Raw genomic sequence first — 17328 nt, 5'->3', positions numbered from 1 at the left:
GTGAATCCGGCGGAGGTCGACGCCGTCATCCTCGTCGGCGGACAGGGCACCCGCCTGCGACCGCTGACGCTGTCCGCGCCCAAGCCCATGCTTCCGACCGCAGGCTTGCCGTTCCTGACCCATCTGCTGTCGCGCATCGCCGCGGCGGGCATTCAGCACGTCGTGCTGGGCACGTCGTACAAGGCCGAGGTGTTCGAGGCGGAGTTCGGCGACGGGTCGAAGCTCGGACTGCAGATCGAGTACGTGTTCGAGGCGGAGCCGCGGGGCACCGGCGGCGGCATCGCGAATGTGGCGCCCAGGCTGCGTCATGACAGGGCGCTGGTGTTCAACGGCGACGTGCTGTCCGGCTGCGACCTCGGCGCCCTGCTGGCCAGCCATGTCGAACGCGACGCCGACGTCACACTGCACTTGGTAAGAGTGGGTGACCCGCGCGCATTCGGCTGTGTCCCAACGGATTCCGACGGTGCCGTGACGGCGTTCCTGGAGAAGACGCAGGATCCGCCGACCGACCAGATCAACGCGGGCTGCTACGTGTTCGAGCGCGAGGTCATCGAGCGGATCCCGAAGGGTCGCGAGGTATCGGTGGAGCGCGAGGTCTTCCCAGGCCTGCTGGCCGACGGACTGAAGGTGTGCGGGTACGTCGACGCGACCTACTGGCGCGACATGGGCACCCCCGACGACTTCGTGCGCGGCTCGGCCGACCTGGTGCGTGGCATCGCCCCCTCGCCCGCACTCAAGGGCCATCGCGGTGAGGAACTCGTCCACGAGGGAGCTGCGGTCGCGCCGGGGGCGCTGCTGATCGGCGGCACGGTCGTCGGTCGCGGCGCGGTGATCGGGCCGGGCGCCCGGCTCGACGGCGCGGTGATCTTCGACGGGGCCCATATCGAGGCCGGGGCCGTGATCGAGCGGTCGATCATCGGTTTCGGTGCCCGGATCGGTCCGCGTGCGCTCATCCGCGACGGTGTCATCGGCGACGGTGCGAACATCGGCGCGCGCTGCGAGCTGCTGCGCGGCGCCAGGGTGTGGCCAGGGGTGACCATCCCCGATGGCGGCATCCGCTATTCGACGGACGTCTGAGCAGTTTTCGCGAGCTGCGCCAGGCCGTAGTCACCGCCCGGTATGTCGTCGAGCGGCCACCAGCGCAAGTCGAGGGATTCGTCGCTGCAGGTGATCTCCGCATCGGCCGGGGCGTGGGCGATGAACTGCATGTCGAGGTGGCGTGTCGGGACGCCGAGTGAACACGTCAGCGCGTGTACGTGCAGCGCGGCCAGGCCCGGGTCGATGCGCAGCCCGTCGATTCCGGACTCCTCGGTGGCCTCCCGCAATGCCGCGGCGACGATGTCGGCGTCGGTGTCCTCGCAGTGACCGCCCAGCTGAACCCATCGGCCGAGCCGCGGGTGCAGGGTCAGCAGCGCGTTGTGTCCGCTGTGGTCGAGCACCAGCGCCGAGGCGGTGATGTGTCCGGGCACGCATGCGCGGTGACACGCGTCGGGCCGGGCGAGCACGAAGGCCAGCACGGCGTGGCGCACCGCATCGTGGGCGGGATCGGCGGGCTGCCAAGAGGTCAGCGTGTCGACCACCGACTGGTGCAGGCTCACTTCACCACCAGCAGCCCGTCCGTGGGAACCGGATCCTTGGGTGCAGAGGGCTCGACGGGGTGACCGATCGCGATGGCGCCCAGCGGTTCCCAGTCCGCGGGAAGGTCCAATTCGTCGCGCACCAGCTCGGCGGCGAAGATCGTCGAACCGATCCAGCAGCTGCCCACCCCGCGCACCGCCAGCGCCACCAGCAGCCCCTGCACCGCGGCGCCGACCGCGACGGTGAACATGGTGTGTTCGGCCTCGGTGCGCAGTGCGTCCGGATAGGGGTGCGCGCCGTCGGGCACCATGAACGGGATGACGAATTCGGGGGCGTCGTAGAGGAGCTGGCCGCGCCCGACCCGCCGTTCGACGGAATCGGCCGCTCGTCCGTCGCTCGTCAGGTCGGCACGCCATTGGTCCCTCATCCGGTCCAACAACGCCCGCCGGACGGCGCCGTCGCGTATCCAGACGAACCGCACCGGCCTGGTGTGGTGTGGGGCGGGCGCCGTCAGCGCCTCGCCGACGGCCGCCTCGACCACGGCGGGATCGACCGGCTCGGAGGAGAATTGGCGGACCGACCGCCGCAGCAACTGCGCCTGGCTTCTGCCCAGTGCGATGGCCTCCTCGGTGCCCAGCCAGAAGAGGTCCTCCTCGCCCGCGCGGACGAGGTTGCGGCCTGTCGTTCCGTCGTCGCGCGGCCGAAGTCCGCGCACCACGGCGACCGGGATGCCGGTCAACTTGCCCTTCACCAGGTCTGCGGCCGCGGCGATCTCGTCGGCGACGGCGACCTCGGTCACGAGTAGTTCGTTGCCGTGCGGATCCTCGGCGCCCTCATAGGAGTGCAGTACCGCGAGCCCGGCGGCGCCGATTGCGGCGTCGGTCTGGCCGTTGCGCCAGGCCCGGCCCATCGTGTCGGTGATCACCACCCCGACCGTGACGTCGAGCAGTTCGCGCAGCCGGTCGCGCAGTGCGGCTGCGCTGCCGTCGGGATCGATTGGGAGCAGGGCGAGTTCGCCTGCGTCGATGTTCGAGCCGTCCACTCCGGCCGCCGCCTGCACCAGCCCGAGCGCGTTCTCGGTGATCAACGTTCGTCCCTTGCGTGCCAGCACGCGCACCGCTTCGTCGTCGATCAGCTTGCGCCGCAGGGTGTCTCGCTGCTCGGGATCCGTTGGCGCTGAGACGATGCGGCCTTCGGACTTCGAGAACACCTTGCTGGTGACCACCACGACGTCGTCGTTCTTCAACCACGGAGCGGCGCCGGCGATCGCCGCAGCGACGTCGTCGCCGGGGCGGAACTCGGGAAGGCCTGGCACCGGCAGGATTTCGATGGCGGCCGCCGCGCCGTGTTCGGTGGTCATCGCGTCAACTCCGGTAGCCCCGCGAGTTCGACACCGGCCCGCACCATTTCGGCGGTGGCCTTGGGGTCGGTCATCAGCAGCGGGATCGCGCGTACCTCGACGTCGTCGATCGTCGCGTCGTCCGTCTCGTCGATGAGCCAGCCGTCGAGGATGCCGATGCCCGCGCGCGCGCCGAAGTGGGCGCCGACGGCGGCCGAGGAGGTCTCCACCCCGATCACCTCGAGGCACTCATCGGCCATCCCGCGCAACGCCTTTCCGGCGACGATGGGTGAGTATCCGATGACGGGTGCCGCCGTCGAGCGCAGCGCGCCGCGGATGCCGGGCACGGCCAGTATCGCGCCGACGCTGACCACCGGGTTGGACGGAGCGAGGAACACCACGTCGGCCTCGGCGATGGCCGCCGCCACGCCGGGGCCCGCGGTTGCCTGCTCCGATCCGACGAAAGCGAAGCTGTGGGTGGGAATTTGGGCGCGGTAGCGCACCCACCACTCCTGAAAGTGGATTGCCCTGCGCTCGTCTTCAAGTCCCTCTCGGTCTGGATCGGTGACGACGACGTGTGTTTCACACCGGTCGTCACTCGCGGGCAGCAGGCGCGCGCCAGGTGCCCAGCGGGCGCACAGTGCCTCGGTCACCTGCGACAGCGGATAACCCGCCCGCAGCATCTGGCTGCGAACCAGATGGGTGGCCAGGTCGCGGTCTCCGAGCCCGAACCAGTCCGGTTGCACGCCGTAGGCGGCGAGTTCCTCCTTCGCGTGCCAGGTTTCGTCCTTGTGACCCCAGCCCCGTTCGGGGTCTATACCTCCACCTAACGTGTACATACAGGTGTCGAGATCGGGACAGATGCGCACGCCGTGCATCCAGGCGTCGTCGCCGACGTTGACGACGGCCGTCAGTTCGTGGTCGCCAGGGCTGCCGGAGGCCGTTTCGGCAAACTGACCGAGGCCGAGGTACTGCTGGACGCCGAGGAGAAACCGGGCGCCGCCGACGCCGCCGACCAGAACGGTGACCTTCACATCCACCGAGACTAGGCCCTTCGCCTGCGTATGAGCCCACCGTGGGGGGTCTGTGAGCGACACGCCAGGTAACCGACGCGCCGTGATTTGGTCACGAGATGATATGAAAATCCCTTCTAGCGCTTGACCGCTGCAGCTAACCCGTGTCTAATCACATCAGTGTCATTTCCCGGTTGGCCTGCCGGTTCCGGTGTCGCAGACCGAGATTCGATCACTTGTTCGAATGGTAGTAGCGCACTGTGGCTGGTGTGGCTCGACATAGGGAACAACGAAAACAGGTGAGGAGGCGGAAGATGTCTTATGAGCGTGTCGATTTCGACAGTGTCGTCCGATTCGATAGTCGGATGCTCGGCTCCGTAGGCAGTACCCCGCACACCAATACCGGACCGGCGCAGTTCGCTCCGGCCGCCCGGCCCCAGCTGAGTCTGGTGCCGGATCCCCTCGACGCAGCCCCGGCTACGGACGAGGACGATCAGTGGCAGGAAAGGGGGTTGTGCGCACAAACCGATCCCGAGGCGTTCTTCCCTGAGAAGGGCGGCTCCACTCGCGAGGCCAAGCGAATCTGCTTGGGGTGCGAGGTGCGCGACAAGTGCCTCGAGTACGCCCTGGCCAACGACGAGCGGTTCGGGATCTGGGGTGGACTCTCCGAACGGGAGCGTCGCCGGCTCAAGCGCGGCATCATCTGACCAAGAAGGTCATTCGTCGTCGATCGTCGGGTCGATGACTGAGGGCTCCACGCCCAAGTAGGTGGCCACCTGGGCCACCAGAATCTCGTGCAGCAGGTCGCCCAAATCGGTGGTGTCCTTGGCTCGCCGCTCGATTGGCTTGCGGAACAAGACTATTCGCGCTCGAGTGGCATTTCCCCGCACGTCCACACCTGCAGGTATCAGCCGTGCCAAAGCGATCGGCCCGTCGGCGATCACCTCCGGGGGCCATTGCACGTTGTCGGGGTCCTTCGGAGCGATCCGGGGAATCTCGTCGACGGCCACGTCGAGGGTGGAGACGCGTTCGGCCCACCGGCGTTCGATCGGTTCGTAGGCCTCGAGCACCGCCATGTCGAACTGCTCGGCCCTGCTTCGCCAGCCCGGCACGGTTGGGGGGAGCAGCGGGCCTCGCATCTCCCGGCCGCGGCGAGAGCGCGGATCGGACATGCGGGTGATCGTATCGGCCCGCCGAGGCGAGCGATCGTAACGGTTGGAGATCGGCGCCCCCATGGCTGCGCGTGTCCGGCCGCTCGAGGGGTATCGGCGCGATAGCCTCGGGTCCGTGAACGTTCCCCGTCGCTGCTGCCGGCCCGGGTGCCCGCATTATGCCGTGGCGACGCTGACCTTCGTCTATACCGACTCGACGGCCGTCGTCGGCCCGCTGGCCACCGTGTCGGATCCCCACTCGTGGGACTTGTGCGTGCTTCACGCCGGCCGCATCACTGCGCCCCGCGGGTGGGAGCTCGTCCGTCATGCCGGACCGCTGCCGTCGCACAGTGACGACGACGACCTCGTGGCGCTCGCCGATGCGGTGCGCGAAGGACGCGACGGCGTCGTCCCGATGGGCGGCGTGATCGCAGGGTTCTCGGACCCCGCGGGCGGCGTGTTGACGGCCCCGCCTGCCACGCGTTCCGAGCACAACGGGCGGCGGCGTGGGCATCTGCGCGTTTTGCCCGACCCAATCGACTAGCCGCCGACACCGATTCACGCCAAGCCGGTGTGACCGTCGGCGTGGCGATTCGCGAGCCGATAGGCTGGCGCCAAGAGTCCGCCCATCGAGGTGACCCCCAGGAGAAGAATTTATGTCTCGGCCCGCTGCGGCTGTCAACCGCGTCATCAAGGCGTATGACGTCCGGGGTTTGGTCGGCGAGGAGATCGACGAGCAGTTCGTCTTCGACGTCGGCGGTGCCTTCGCGCGGTTGTCGCGCGCCGAGGGCGCCGCGCGTGCCGTGATCGGCTACGACATGCGTGCCAGCTCGCCGTCGTTGGCCGCGGCGTTCGCCGACGGTGTGACCGCGCAGGGCCTCGACGTGACCAGGATCGGGCTCGCGTCCACGGACCAGCTGTACTTCGCCTCGGGCCTGCTCGACTGCCCGGGCGCCATGTTCACCGCGAGCCACAACCCGGCCGCATACAACGGCATCAAGCTGTGTCGCGCGGGTGCCAAGCCCGTTGGCAAGGACACCGGGCTGGTGACCATCAGCGACGAGGTCATCGCGGGCGTGCCCGCCTTCGACGGGACGCCGGGGTCGATCACCGACCGCGACGTGCTCGCCGACTACGGCGAGTTCTTGCGGTCGTTGGTCGACATCTCCGAGATCCGGCCGCTGCGCGTGGCGGTGGACGCGGGCAACGGGATGGGCGGCCACACGTCGCCCGCCGTGCTGGGCGGCATCCCGTCGATCACGTTGTTGCCGCTCTTCTTCGAGCTCGACGGCACGTTCCCCAACCACGAGGCCAATCCGCTCGACCCGGCCAATCTGGTCGATCTGCAAGCCCACGTCCTCGCGACCGGAGCCGACATCGGCCTCGCGTTCGATGGCGACGCCGACCGCTGCTTCGTCGTCGACGAACTCGGTCGTCCGGTGTCTCCGTCGGCGGTGACGGCCCTGGTCGCCGGGCGCGAACTCGGCCGCGAGATCGGCGCCACCGTCATCCACAACCTCATCACGTCGCGCGCGGTACCCGAACTGATCGTCGAGCGCGGCGGAACGGCGGTGCGGTCCCGCGTCGGGCACTCCTACATCAAGGGGCTGATGGCCGACACCGGCGCGATCTTCGGCGGCGAGCACTCGGCGCACTACTACTTCCGCGACTTCTGGGGTGCCGACTCCGGCATGCTCGCGGCGTTGCACGTGCTGGCCGCACTCGGCGAACAAGACCGGCCGCTGTCGGCGATGATGGCCGACTACCAGCGCTACGAAGCGTCGGGCGAGCTGAACTTCACCGTGTCGGACGCGGCCGCGTGCGTGGACGCCGTGCTGAAGTCGTACGGCGGCCGCATCCACTCCATCGACCACCTCGACGGAGTCACCGTCGACCTGGGCGACGGTAGCTGGTTCAACCTCCGCACGTCCAACACCGAGCCTTTGCTACGGCTGAACGTCGAGGCGCGCAGCACCGACGAGGTCGACGAGATCGTCGGGCACGTCGCCGCTCAGATTGCCTCGCGCAGCGGGTCCGCGACGTGAGTGCCGATTCACGCTCCCAAGTCGGTGCCATCGACCTCGATGACGTCGACGGTTTGCTCGACGCCGACCGCGACGGGCTGCTGCGGGCGGCGTCGATGGCGGGCGCGCAGATGCGGGCCACCGCGACGGCGCTCGACGAGGGTGTGCTCGACTCGCTGAAGTCGGACTACCCGCCGCGCACGGTGATTTGGGTGGCCAACCGGGGCACGGCCGAGGTGGCCGGGTCGCTGCTTGCGGCGGCGCTCGGGGGGTCGATGGCGGCGCCGTTCGTCGTCGCCTCCGAGGTGCCGCCCTGGATCGGCGCGTTGGACGTGCTCATCGTGGCGGGCGACGATCCCGCCGACCCCGCGTTGGTGGCGGCCGCCGCTTCGGGCACTCGGCGCGGTGCGCGTGTCGTGGTCGTCGCTCCTGAGGAGGGTCCGCTGCGGGAGGTCGCCGCAGCCAGGGCGGTCGTGCTGAGCCCCCGGGTGGCGGTGCCCGCCGACTTCGGACTGACGCGATACCTCGCGGCCGGGCTGGCCACGTTGCGCGTCGTCGACCCCGGAATGCAGGTCGACCTCGCCGCACTCGCCGACGACCTCGACGCCGAGGCACTGCGCAACAGCGCGGGCCGCGAGTCGTTCACCAACCCCGCCAAGACGCTCGCCGACCGCATGACGGGACGTCAGGTGGTGTTGGCCGGCGACAATACGGCGACGCTGACGCTGGCCCGCCACTGCGCGGCGGTCTTGCTGCGTGTCGGCCTCGTGCCGACGGCGGCGGCGGGACTGTCCGATGCGCTCGTCGCGATTCAAGGTGGAATGGCGCGCAGGACAACCGATTACGAGACATCTCTGTTTCACGACGAGGAGCTCGACGGCCCGTTGCCCAGTCGCGTGCGTACTATCGTGTTGACCATCGGCGACGAGCGTCCTGCGCTGGCGGCGAGGCTGAGCGGTTTCGACGACATCGACGTGATTAGTGCGGAGGACGTCCCCGACGTCGCGACGCCAACGCCCGGTGGCCGTCCGGAACAACAGCTGGCATTGCTGGGGGTGCGGTTGGAGATGACTGCGGTGTATCTGAGACTGGTACGGGGTTAGACGAGTGGATCTGCTACGCGGCGCGGTGCGGACGTATGCCTGGGGTTCGCACACTGCCATCGCGGACTTCACTGGAAGGCCAAGTCCTACAGCGCATCCCGAGGCTGAGCTATGGCTGGGTGCGCACCCGGGCGATCCTGCGTTCCTCGAGTCGGAGGACGGGGAGCGGTCACTGCTCGACGCCATCAAGGCCGATCCGGAGGGCCAGCTCGGCACCGCCACGCGGGAGCGGTTCGGCGATGCACTGCCGTTTCTTGCGAAGGTCCTCGCCGCCGACGAGCCGCTGTCGCTGCAGGCGCATCCGAGTGCCGAGCAGGCCGCCGAGGGTTTCGCTCGCGAGGAGCGCATGGGCCTGCCGGTGTCGGCGCCGAACCGCAACTACCGCGACCGCAGCCACAAGCCGGAGCTGATCGTCGCGATAGCGCCGTTCGAGGCGCTAGCGGGATTCCGGCCCGTCGACCGCACCATCGGCTACCTGCAGGCGCTCACCGTCTCCGACCTCGACTCGTTCATCAACTTGCTGTCTGGGCAGGCCGACGCCGACGGGCTGCGCGCTCTGTTCACCACCTGGATCACCGCACCGCAATCCGACCTCGACGTGCTGGTCCCCGCGGTGCTCGACGGCGCGGTCGCGTACCTCCGTTCGGGTGCAACGGAATTCGCAGCGGAGGCCAAGTCGGCGCTGGAGTTGGGTGAACGCTATCCCAATGACGCGGGGGTGCTGGCTGCGATGTTGCTCAACCGGATCAGCCTGGCGCCCGGCGAGGGCATCTACCTACCCGCCGGAAACCTGCACGCGTACCTGCACGGCGTGGGGTTCGAGGTAATGGCGAACTCCGACAACGTGTTGCGCGGCGGGCTGACCCCCAAGCACGTCGACGTGCCCGAACTGCTGCGGGTGCTCGACTTCACCCCCACCGACGACCTGGTGATTCGGCCCGAGGTCGGCGCCGACGGCTTCGAACTTGTCTACGCCACGCCAGCACCCGAATTCGCGGTGTCGATGCTGAATCTCGACGGCGAGCTGCTGGGTCACGAGGTCGACGCGCCCGCCCGCCACGACGGTCCGCAAGTCCTGCTGTGCACACAGGGTTCGACGCAGGTGCATGCCAAGACGAGCGTGCTGACGCTTGAGCGCGGCTCGGCGGCCTGGGTGGCCGCCGACGACGGACCGATCCGGCTGGTGTCCGAGCAACCCAGCAAGTTGTTCCGCGCCACCGTCGGCAGCTAGCGGGAGGGCACCTCGTGTCGAGTGGCGGCAGTACCAGGGCCATTCTCGCGGCACTGGTCGCCAACGCGGGCATCGCGGTGGCCAAGTTCGTCGGGTACCTCATCACTGGCAGTTCCTCGATGCTGGCCGAGTCGGTGCACTCCGTCGCCGACACCTCCAACCAGGGGCTGCTGCTCTGGGGGCAACGGGCCGCGCGCAAGGAGGCCGACGCGCTGCACCAGTTCGGCTACGGCCGCAGCCGATACTTCTACTCCTTCGTGGTCGCCCTGGTGTTGTTCAGCCTTGGCGCCGTCTTCGCGCTCTACGAGGGCTATCACAAGATCACCCACCCCGAGCCCCTTGAGTCACCGCTGGTGGCGATTGCCATCCTGGGCGTCGCAGTAGCGTTGGAGGGCTACAGCTTTCGCACCGCCGCCGTGGAGTCGCGGCCGCTGAAGGGGTCGGGAAGCTGGTGGCGGTTCATCCGGACCTCGCGCAATCCGGAGCTTCCGGTGGTGCTGCTGGAGGACTCCGGAGCTCTGGTGGGGCTGGTACTCGCCCTATCCGGCGTCGGGTTGACGATGTTCACCGGAAACCCGGTCTGGGACGGCGTCGGCACCGTCGCGATCGGCGTCCTGCTCGGCGCCATCGCCGTCATCCTGATGGTCGAGATGAAAAGCCTGCTGATCGGCGAGAGCGCCACCAAGGACGAAGACGTCGCGATCCGTGCCGCGCTCGAGGAGACCGCCAACGTGGAGCGGCTCATTCACATCCGCACGCAGTACCTGAGCCCCGACGAGCTTCTGGTGGGCGCCAAGATTGCGCTGGCGTCGACGACCGACCTGGCGACGGTGGCTGCGACCATCGACGCCGCCGAGGTCGCCATTAGGGCCGCGGTGCCCGCGGCCACGGTCATCTACTTGGAACCCGATCTCGATCGCGGCCGCGCCGACTAGCGTTGCGCTTCTCCGCAAGGAGCAGCCGCATGTTGTGCCGGATGGTGCGGCCCACCAGACGCGCCGACGGCACCATGTAGAGGCTGTCCAGCAGGCTGAAGCGGCGTAGGAACCATTCTGCGAGAACGGTATCCGTCTCGGCCGCGCCGAGGAACTGGTCGAAGAGGCTTCCGACGGGCTTGTACCACCACTTCGCGTCGCCGGTGGCGTTGTGCAACGCCAGGTCGCCGATGACGGTCATCAGCCACACCGGATAGGTCGTCTTGGCCGTCGCCTTGGCGAGCCGACCGGCGAGGTCGGTCGCACCCGAGGAGAGTACGGTGCGCAAGTTGCCCGCCTGGATCGCCGTCATCGTCATGCCCTGGCCGAACGTCGGGTTGAAGCTGACCACCGCGTCGCCGAACGGGATGATGCCGACGGGGAAGCGGCTCATCGCGTCGTAGCGACGCCAGCGGCTCTGCGGGTACTTGTGGAACGCCACGTCTCCGATGGGCGTGCCCGCCCGGATGGCGCTCGCGAAGTGCTCCGGCAGAATCCGGTCCGCCAGGTCGCACATCTCGGCGAAGTTCTGCGGCGGCTCCACCTTCCCGGTACCGAACGTGGTCAGCCCCCAGTTGCCGTCCTCGTAGAAGAGCATGCCCAGCCCAACGGGTTCGGCGCGCGTTGCGCCCGCGACGACGACCTTCTCCTTGAGCAGCCCTTCGGGGATGTGCACCTGATGCGTGGCGTACGCGATCCCGACGTCGACGGTGTCCTCTCGGGGTCGGCCGTAGCCCCACTGCTCAAGCCACACGGGAAGCCGGGTGCCGCGACCCGCCGCGTCGACGACGAGGTCCGCAGGCACCGCGCTGGATTCGTCGCCCGCTTCGAGCAGCACGCCCGTGACGCGTTCGTGTGTCGCGTCGAACCAGGGTTCGGCGACGGCCTGCCTGACGAGTTCGACGTTGCCGATGGCGAGCGCGCGCTTGCGGATTTGCCACTCGAGGTGCGGTCGGCTCGGCACGTACGCGGTGAACTCGTCGTGCAACGTGGTCGCCGTTCCGAGGACGTGGCCCGCGGCGCCGAAGTGGATGCAGTCGGGGCGGTTCTCCAACATCGGCACGCCGGCGGCGACCATGTCGTCGAGCAGTCCGGGGAACAGTCCCTCGAACTCGGCGGCGCCGCGCGCCATCAGCAGGTGCACGTGGCGACCCTGTGGGACGGCGTCGCGGTTCGCCGGGCCGTCGGGAAGCTCGTCGCGCTCATAGATGGTCACCCGGTCGTAGTGGTCGGACAACACCCGAGCGGCGCACAGCCCCGCGAGGCTCGCTCCGATGACGATCGCGTGATTCCCCATGGCCGGACGGTACTCGGCAGGTCGGGTCACTCGCCGAAACTGCGGCCAGATCGTCATTCCGGCCAGATTCGCGATCTCTGAGCAGTCTCGGCGGTAACGTCGGACCTGCGCGGTTTACAAAACATAGTGATTTGTCTAGACACCGGACAAAAGTGGCTCTATAGTCAACTCCAGAAGGTGATGGCTCTCACATGGAGGTGAACTCGCGGTGGCGACTCAAACGGATTCCACGACCCCGGTCGAACAGTGGCGCGACAGGAAGCGCTACCTGTGGCTGATGGGCCTCATCGCGCCGACGGCACTGTTCGTGGTGCTGCCGCTGGTGTGGGCGCTCAACCAGTGGGGCTGGCACGCCGCGGCGCAGGTGCCGTTCTGGATCGGCCCGATCCTGCTCTACATCCTGCTGCCCGCCCTGGACCTGCGCTTCGGTCCCGACGGCCAGAACCCGCCCGATGAGGTGATGGAGCGGCTGGAGAACGACAAGTACTACCGCTACTGCACCTACATCTACATCCCGTTCCAGTACGCGAGCGTGATCTTCGGCGCCTACCTGTTCACGGCGTCGGAGCTGAGTTGGCTGGGCTTCGACGGGGGCCTGAGCTGGGTGGCCAAGATCGGGCTGGCGCTGTCGGTCGGCATGCTCGGCGGGGTCGGCATCAACACCGCGCACGAGATGGGCCACAAGAAGGACGAGCTGGAACGCTGGCTGGCCAAGATCACCCTGGCCCAGACCCTGTATGGCCACTTCTACATCGAGCACAACCGCGGCCACCACGTCCGGGTTGCCACCCCGGAGGATCCCGCGTCGGCCCGCTTCGGCGAGACGTTCTGGGAATTCCTGCCCCGCAGCGTCTGGGGCAGCCTGAAGTCGTCGTGGGAGCTCGAGGCGCAGCGGCTGCGCAGGCTCGACAAGAGTCCGTGGCACTGGTCCAACGACGTGCTCAACGCGTGGGCGATGTCGGTGGTGTTCTACGGCGCGCTCATCGCGATCTTCGGCGTCGCTCTGATCCCGTACGTGGTGATTTCGGCCGTCTTCGGCTTCACGCTGCTGGAGACCGTCAACTACCTCGAGCACTACGGACTCCTGCGGCAGAAGACCGCCAGCGGACGCTACGAGCGGTGCGCGCCCGAACACAGCTGGAACTCCGATCACATCGTGACCAACCTGTTCCTCTACCACCTGCAGCGCCACAGCGATCACCACGCCAACCCGACGCGTCGCTACCAGACGCTGCGGAGCATGGAAACCGCGCCGTGCCTGCCCAGTGGGTACGCGTCGATGATCGGGCTCACCTACTTCCCGCCGCTGTGGCGCAAGGTGATGGACCACCGCGTCATTGAGCACTACGACGGCGACCTCGCAAGGGTGAACATCCATCCGCGGATGCGCGACAAGGTGCTCGCCAAGTACGGAACCGGGGTAACCCGATGAGCGCCTACCGTTGCCCCGGCTGTGACTACGTCTACGACGAAGCCAAAGGTGCTCCGCGGGAAGGGTTTCCGGCAGGCACGTCGTGGGACGACGTCCCCGATGACTGGTGCTGCCCGGACTGCGCGGTGCGCGAGAAGGTCGATTTCGAAGCGATTGGAGTGAGTTCATGAATGCCTACAAGTTGTTTCTCTGCGTGCAGTGCGGATTCGAGTACGACGAGGCCAAGGGCTGGCCGGAGGACGGCATCGCCCCGGGCACCCGGTGGGACGACATCCCCGAGGACTGGAGTTGCCCCGACTGCGGCGCGGCCAAGTCGGACTTCGAGATGGTCGAAGTCGCCCGGTCGTGAGCGTTACCCTCGCGCATGTGAGCACTCCACGCGTGTCGTACGCCGAGGCGTCGCGGGTGCTGCTGCGCGACTCGATCCTCGACGGCATGCGGGACATGCTGCTCGCCCGCGACTGGTCGTCGATCACCCTGTCGGACGTCGCCCGCGCCGCAGGTATCAGCCGCCAGACCATCTACAACGAATTCGGGTCGCGCCAGGGCCTGGCGCAGGGCTATGCGTTGCGGCTCGCCGATCGGCTGGTGGACCAGATCGAGGACGCGATCGTCGGCAACGTCGGCGATGTTTATGCCGCGTTCCTGCAGGGGTTCCGCGACTTCTTCGCCGAGTCGGCCTCGGATCCGCTAGTCATTTCGTTGCTCACCGGCGCGGCGAAGCCGGACCTGCTGCAGATCATCACGACCGACAGTGGGCCGATCATCACCCGTGCCTCGCAGCGGCTGACGACGACCTTCATGGAGAGCTGGGTGCGGGCCAGCGAAGAGGACGCGGGTGTGCTGGCCAGAGCCATCGTCCGCCTTGCGATGAGCTACGTGTCGATGCCTCCGGAGGCGGATCACGATGTGGCCCGTGACCTGGCCCGTTTGATGACGCCGTTCGCCGAACGCTACGGTGTCATAGATACTCCGTAGCCGGCAGAGCGCTTCAACCGCCTGTCCCGCGAGCCCGCAGGCTATGGGTGTCGCCAGCGCACGTCTGTGCGCTCACAGGCAATGCCGAACGAAAAAGGGGCTCTACATGACTGCACCGACGCTGACCGCTGACGTCCGCAACGGTATCGATTACAAGGTCGCCGATCTGGACCTGGCCGAGTTCGGCCGCAAGGAGATCCGGCTGGCCGAGCACGAGATGCCGGGCCTGATGACGCTGCGCCGCGAGTACGCCGAGGTGCTGCCGCTCAAGGGTGCGCGCATCTCCGGTTCGCTGCACATGACGATCCAGACCGCGGTGCTCATCGAGACGCTTGTCGCGCTCGGCGCCGAAGTTCGATGGGCGTCCTGCAACATCTTCTCCACCCAGGACCACGCTGCCGCGGCCGTCGTCGTCGGCCCGCACGGCACCGTCGAGGAGCCCAAGGGCACCCCGGTGTTCGCGTGGAAGGGCGAGACGCTTGAGGAGTACTGGTGGGCCGCCGAGCAGATGCTCACCTGGGAGGGCGAGCCGGCCAACATGATCCTCGACGACGGCGGTGACGCCACCATGCTGGTGCTGCGCGGCGCGCAGTACGAGAAGGCCGGCGTCGTGCCTCCCGGCGAGGACGACGACTCCGACGAGTGGAAGGTGTTCCTGGCGCTGGTGCGGGCGCGCTTCGAGACCGACAAGACCAAGTGGACCAAGATCGCGGAGGCCGTCAAGGGCGTCACCGAGGAGACCACCACCGGTGTGCTGCGGCTCTACCAGTTCGCCGCCGCAGGCGAATTGGCGTTCCCGGCCATCAACGTCAACGACTCGGTGACCAAGAGCAAGTTCGACAACAAGTACGGCACCCGGCACTCGCTCATCGACGGCATCAACCGCGGCACCGACGTACTGATCGGCGGCAAGGCCGCGCTGGTCTGCGGCTACGGCGACGTCGGCAAGGGCTGCGCCGAGGCGCTCAAGGCCCAAGGCGCCCGCGTCGCGGTCACCGAGATCGACCCGATCAACGCGCTGCAGGCGCTCATGGACGGCTTCGAGGTCAAGTCGGTCGAAGAGGCCATCGGCTGGGCGGACATCGTCATCACCGCCACCGGCAACCAGGGCATCATCACCCTCGAGCACATGAAGGCGATGAAGCACCAGGCGATCCTGGGCAACATCGGGCACTTCGATGACGAGATCGAGATGGCGCGCCTGGAGCGCGATCCGAAGATCCGCCGGATCAACATCAAGCCGCAGGTCGACGAGTTCGTGTTCGAGGACGGCCACTCGATCATCGTGCTGTCCGAGGGCCGGCTGCTGAACCTGGGCAACGCGACGGGCCACCCGTCGTTCGTGATGAGCAACAGCTTCTCCAACCAGGTCATCGCGCAGATCGAGCTGTGGACCAAGAACGACGAGTACGACAACGAGGTCTACCGGCTGGCCAAGCACCTCGACGAGAAGGTCGCCAAGATCCACGTCGAGGCGCTCGGTGGCACGCTGACCAGGCTCACCAAGGAGCAGGCCGAGTACATCGGCGTCGACGTCGACGGCCCGTACAAGCCCGAGCACTACCGCTACTGAGTTTTCACGACGGACGGCCCCCGACACGCGAGTGTCGGGGGCCGTTTGCTGTCGCCGTGGCGGCTGTCGATGGTCTGGTCCGATTGGGCCAAACGCGTCGCACGGTCCGGAATGGCCATTAACATATCGCTCTGGGTCACCGGCGTGCCGCGGCACGCGGAGGGGGAGGAGCGCGACCGCACATGCTCGCCACGCTGCAGAAGCTGCTGGACGTCGAGATGACGATCGCGGAGTGGCTGGGAACCGGGTTTATCCTGGCCATCCCCTACCTGGCGTTGGGCGTCGCCTGGGCGGCCGCCAACGCCGAACGGTTCGACGGCGTGCACGGGCTGGAGTTGATCCTGACACTGGTGGGGGCGGTGCTGTCCTGGCCCGTGCTGTTGTTGCCGTCGGTGTGCGCGGCGTGAACCCGTCCGGCGACGAATCGGCCGTCGCACCAATGTCGTTGCACGACTGCCGAATCTCGGTGCGCAGACGAACGGCGCGCTGGAGCGACGACGACGTGACCGCAGCCGATGCGATGGACTTCTGGGCATTCGCGGCCGGGGCCGCCAACGTCATCATGCAACTGTCGCGGCCGCAGGTCGGCTACGGCGTAGTCGAGAGCAAGGTCGACTCGGGCAACCTGCTGAAGCATCCGTGGAAGCGGGCCCGCACGACGTTCCAATACCTCGCGGTGGCGATCATCGGCTCGCCCGAGGACCGCACGGCGTTCCGGGAGGCGGTCGACGGCGCGCATCGGCACGTGAAGTCGCCCGTCGGTAGTCCGGTGCGCTACAACGCATTCGACCAAGAGCTGCAGATGTGGGTCGCAGCCTGTCTGTTCGTCGGACTCGAGGACACCTACCAACTCCTACGCGGCGAGCTGACCGCCGCGCAGGCGGAGCAGTTCTACCGGTCGGCCTGGCCGCTCGGCACGACCTTGCAGGTCACCGAGGATCAATGGCCGGCCACCCGCACCGAGTTCGACGACTACTGGACCGAGGCCTGTCGGCTCGTCGCCATCGACGACACCGTGCACGCCTACCTGCGCGACCTCGTCGACCTGAAGATGATCAATCCCGTTCTGGGGCTGCCGTTTCGGCCGTTGCTGAAGTTTCTGACGACCGGCTTCCTCGCGCCCGTGTTTCGGGATGCGCTCGAAGTCGGGTGGGGTCCGAAGCGGCAGTGGTTGTTCGAGTCGCTCTTCCTCGTCGTCGCCTTCGTCAACCGCTTCCTGCCGATCTTCATCAGACAGGGTGGCAGCTACGTGCTCCTGGCCGACGTGCGGCGACGCGTTCGCACGAATCAGCGGCTGATCTGATGACCGCGGTGCGAAGGTTGTTGAGCCGCAAGGTGAGTATCGGCGCCATGTTGGAGTTCGGGTTGTGGTGCGGACTGCTGCACGTGGTCATCGGATTGGTCTTGACGTTTCTGCACTACGACTCGGTGACGCGGTTGGGCACGCAATTGCAGACCCTCCTGCCCGCGGGCGCGGAGTTGGCGGCGTTCGGAGTCCATACGCTGCTGTGGCCGCTCGTACTGCTCGCGTCGGCCGTGTGCCCGACGTGATCGACGGACGCCGCCTCACCAAACTTACCCCAAAGTAAACTTACCTAAAAGTAGGGAACCGCTCCCGTTGGTCATACCGGATCT

General features: G+C 67.6%; 20 protein-coding genes. 15 read left to right on the top strand and 5 right to left on the bottom strand.

Annotated elements, in window-relative coordinates:
* Complete coding sequence (locus SLQ33_RS23465) at positions 1-1077, top strand: NDP-sugar synthase (RefSeq protein ID WP_319456567.1); 1077 nt, start codon at positions 1-3, stop codon at positions 1075-1077.
* Here the strand turns inward: SLQ33_RS23465 and SLQ33_RS23460 are convergent.
* Genes SLQ33_RS23460 through cofD form a run of 3 tightly spaced genes read right to left on the bottom strand, consistent with a single transcriptional unit; the run spans position 1059 to position 3951 of the window.
* Positions 1059-1598: an NUDIX hydrolase gene (locus SLQ33_RS23460; protein WP_319456285.1), complete on the bottom strand. Its 540-nt coding sequence runs from the start codon at positions 1596-1598 to the stop codon at positions 1059-1061. The genes SLQ33_RS23465 and SLQ33_RS23460 overlap by 19 nt on opposite strands.
* Positions 1595-2938: a coenzyme F420-0:L-glutamate ligase gene (locus tag SLQ33_RS23455; protein ID WP_319456284.1), complete on the bottom strand. Its 1344-nt coding sequence runs from the start codon at positions 2936-2938 to the stop codon at positions 1595-1597. The genes SLQ33_RS23460 and SLQ33_RS23455 overlap by 4 nt, the downstream gene beginning before the upstream one ends.
* Complete coding sequence (gene cofD, locus SLQ33_RS23450; RefSeq protein WP_319456283.1) at positions 2935-3951, bottom strand: 2-phospho-L-lactate transferase; 1017 nt, start codon at positions 3949-3951, stop codon at positions 2935-2937. Before cofD ends, SLQ33_RS23455 begins: the two co-directional genes overlap by 4 nt.
* Positions 3952-4295: 344 nt before the next feature.
* Here cofD and SLQ33_RS23445 point away from each other — a divergent pair, with 344 nt between their 5' ends.
* Positions 4296-4637 carry a WhiB family transcriptional regulator gene (locus SLQ33_RS23445; protein ID WP_319456282.1) on the top strand — a complete coding sequence of 114 codons (342 nt, stop codon included), beginning with the start codon at positions 4296-4298 and terminating at the stop codon, positions 4635-4637.
* Between the two features lie 9 nt (positions 4638-4646).
* Here SLQ33_RS23445 and SLQ33_RS23440 read toward each other — a convergent pair whose 3' ends face one another.
* Positions 4647-5069, bottom strand: coding sequence for a metallopeptidase family protein (locus SLQ33_RS23440; RefSeq protein ID WP_319456566.1), 423 nt, complete (start codon positions 5067-5069; stop codon positions 4647-4649).
* A gap of 148 nt (positions 5070-5217) precedes the next feature.
* On the opposite strand from SLQ33_RS23440, the gene SLQ33_RS23435 reads away from it, so the two are divergent.
* From SLQ33_RS23435 to SLQ33_RS23415, 5 genes are all read left to right on the top strand, one after another.
* Positions 5218-5625 carry a DUF3499 domain-containing protein gene (locus SLQ33_RS23435; RefSeq protein WP_319456281.1) on the top strand — a complete coding sequence of 136 codons (408 nt, stop codon included), beginning with the start codon at positions 5218-5220 and terminating at the stop codon, positions 5623-5625.
* Positions 5626-5737: 112 nt separating this feature from the next.
* Entirely contained in the window at positions 5738-7126 is a 1389-nt protein-coding gene (locus SLQ33_RS23430; RefSeq protein WP_319456280.1) for a phosphomannomutase/phosphoglucomutase, read from the top strand.
* Positions 7123-8208, top strand: a complete 1086-nt coding sequence (locus SLQ33_RS23425; RefSeq protein WP_319456279.1) for a TobH protein — start codon at positions 7123-7125, stop codon at positions 8206-8208. Before SLQ33_RS23430 ends, SLQ33_RS23425 begins: the two co-directional genes overlap by 4 nt.
* Before the next feature lie 4 nt (positions 8209-8212).
* Entirely contained in the window at positions 8213-9439 is a 1227-nt protein-coding gene (gene manA, locus SLQ33_RS23420; protein WP_319456278.1) for a mannose-6-phosphate isomerase, class I, read from the top strand.
* Between the two features lie 14 nt (positions 9440-9453).
* Positions 9454-10374, top strand: a complete 921-nt coding sequence (locus SLQ33_RS23415; RefSeq protein ID WP_319456277.1) for a cation diffusion facilitator family transporter — start codon at positions 9454-9456, stop codon at positions 10372-10374.
* Here SLQ33_RS23415 and SLQ33_RS23410 read toward each other — a convergent pair.
* The gene (locus SLQ33_RS23410) at positions 10331-11710 is read right to left on the bottom strand and encodes an oxidoreductase (RefSeq protein ID WP_319456276.1); all 1380 of its coding nucleotides are present in this window, start codon (positions 11708-11710) and stop codon (positions 10331-10333) included. The two genes, SLQ33_RS23415 and SLQ33_RS23410, sit on opposite strands and share 44 nt — an antisense overlap.
* Before the next feature lie 277 nt (positions 11711-11987).
* Here SLQ33_RS23410 and SLQ33_RS23405 point away from each other — a divergent pair, with 277 nt between their 5' ends.
* The 8 genes from SLQ33_RS23405 (at position 11988) to SLQ33_RS23370 (ending at position 17244) form a co-directional block, all read left to right on the top strand.
* The gene (locus tag SLQ33_RS23405) at positions 11988-13142 is read left to right on the top strand and encodes an alkane 1-monooxygenase (RefSeq protein WP_319456565.1); all 1155 of its coding nucleotides are present in this window, start codon (positions 11988-11990) and stop codon (positions 13140-13142) included.
* Positions 13139-13312, top strand: a complete 174-nt coding sequence (locus SLQ33_RS23400; protein ID WP_319456275.1) for a rubredoxin — start codon at positions 13139-13141, stop codon at positions 13310-13312. Before SLQ33_RS23405 ends, SLQ33_RS23400 begins: the two co-directional genes overlap by 4 nt.
* Positions 13309-13491, top strand: coding sequence for a rubredoxin (locus SLQ33_RS23395; protein WP_319456274.1), 183 nt, complete (start codon positions 13309-13311; stop codon positions 13489-13491). The genes SLQ33_RS23400 and SLQ33_RS23395 overlap by 4 nt, the downstream gene beginning before the upstream one ends.
* A complete protein-coding gene (locus tag SLQ33_RS23390) occupies positions 13488-14120 on the top strand; it encodes a TetR family transcriptional regulator (RefSeq protein WP_319456273.1) in 633 nt (210 codons plus the stop codon). The genes SLQ33_RS23395 and SLQ33_RS23390 overlap by 4 nt, the downstream gene beginning before the upstream one ends.
* A 106-nt stretch (positions 14121-14226) precedes the next feature.
* The gene (gene ahcY, locus SLQ33_RS23385; protein WP_319456272.1) at positions 14227-15693 is read left to right on the top strand and encodes an adenosylhomocysteinase; all 1467 of its coding nucleotides are present in this window, start codon (positions 14227-14229) and stop codon (positions 15691-15693) included.
* 182 nt (positions 15694-15875) lie between these two features.
* Positions 15876-16100 (top strand): hypothetical protein, encoded by a 225-nt coding sequence (locus SLQ33_RS23380; protein ID WP_319456271.1) that lies wholly within the window; start codon positions 15876-15878, stop codon positions 16098-16100.
* Between the two features lie 32 nt (positions 16101-16132).
* On the top strand, positions 16133-16996 hold the full coding sequence (locus tag SLQ33_RS23375; RefSeq protein ID WP_319456564.1) for an oxygenase MpaB family protein: 864 nt from the start codon (positions 16133-16135) through the stop codon (positions 16994-16996).
* Positions 16996-17244 (top strand): hypothetical protein, encoded by a 249-nt coding sequence (locus tag SLQ33_RS23370; RefSeq protein ID WP_319456270.1) that lies wholly within the window; start codon positions 16996-16998, stop codon positions 17242-17244. The genes SLQ33_RS23375 and SLQ33_RS23370 overlap by 1 nt, the downstream gene beginning before the upstream one ends.
* Positions 17245-17328: the final 84 nt, after the last annotated feature.

Source organism: Mycobacterium sp. RTGN6 (assembly GCF_033804605.1).
Taxonomy (GTDB): Bacteria; Actinomycetota; Actinomycetes; order Mycobacteriales; family Mycobacteriaceae; genus Mycobacterium.
The sequence above is the reverse complement of the archived record's forward strand: the minus strand, read 5'-3'. Positions and strand labels throughout refer to the sequence as shown.

Excerpts from the sequence above, each read along its gene's own strand:
- SLQ33_RS23395 (WP_319456274.1), top strand. The coding sequence starts at position 13,309 with ATGAATGCCTACAAGTTGTTTCTCTGCGTGCAGTGCGGATTCGAGTAC.
- SLQ33_RS23430 (WP_319456280.1), top strand. The coding sequence starts at position 5,738 with ATGTCTCGGCCCGCTGCGGCTGTCAACCGCGTCATCAAGGCGTATGAC.
- SLQ33_RS23440 (WP_319456566.1), bottom strand. The coding sequence starts at position 5,069 with ATGCGAGGCCCGCTGCTCCCCCCAACCGTGCCGGGCTGGCGAAGCAGG.
- SLQ33_RS23375 (WP_319456564.1), top strand. The coding sequence starts at position 16,133 with ATGTCGTTGCACGACTGCCGAATCTCGGTGCGCAGACGAACGGCGCGC.
- SLQ33_RS23445 (WP_319456282.1), top strand. The coding sequence starts at position 4,296 with ATGCTCGGCTCCGTAGGCAGTACCCCGCACACCAATACCGGACCGGCG.
- SLQ33_RS23370 (WP_319456270.1), top strand. The coding sequence starts at position 16,996 with ATGACCGCGGTGCGAAGGTTGTTGAGCCGCAAGGTGAGTATCGGCGCC.
- SLQ33_RS23455 (WP_319456284.1), bottom strand. The coding sequence starts at position 2,938 with ATGACCACCGAACACGGCGCGGCGGCCGCCATCGAAATCCTGCCGGTG.
- ahcY (WP_319456272.1), top strand. The coding sequence starts at position 14,227 with ATGACTGCACCGACGCTGACCGCTGACGTCCGCAACGGTATCGATTAC.
- SLQ33_RS23405 (WP_319456565.1), top strand. The coding sequence starts at position 11,988 with ATGGGCCTCATCGCGCCGACGGCACTGTTCGTGGTGCTGCCGCTGGTG.
- SLQ33_RS23410 (WP_319456276.1), bottom strand. The coding sequence starts at position 11,710 with ATGGGGAATCACGCGATCGTCATCGGAGCGAGCCTCGCGGGGCTGTGC.
- SLQ33_RS23380 (WP_319456271.1), top strand. The coding sequence starts at position 15,876 with ATGCTCGCCACGCTGCAGAAGCTGCTGGACGTCGAGATGACGATCGCG.
- SLQ33_RS23400 (WP_319456275.1), top strand. The coding sequence starts at position 13,139 with ATGAGCGCCTACCGTTGCCCCGGCTGTGACTACGTCTACGACGAAGCC.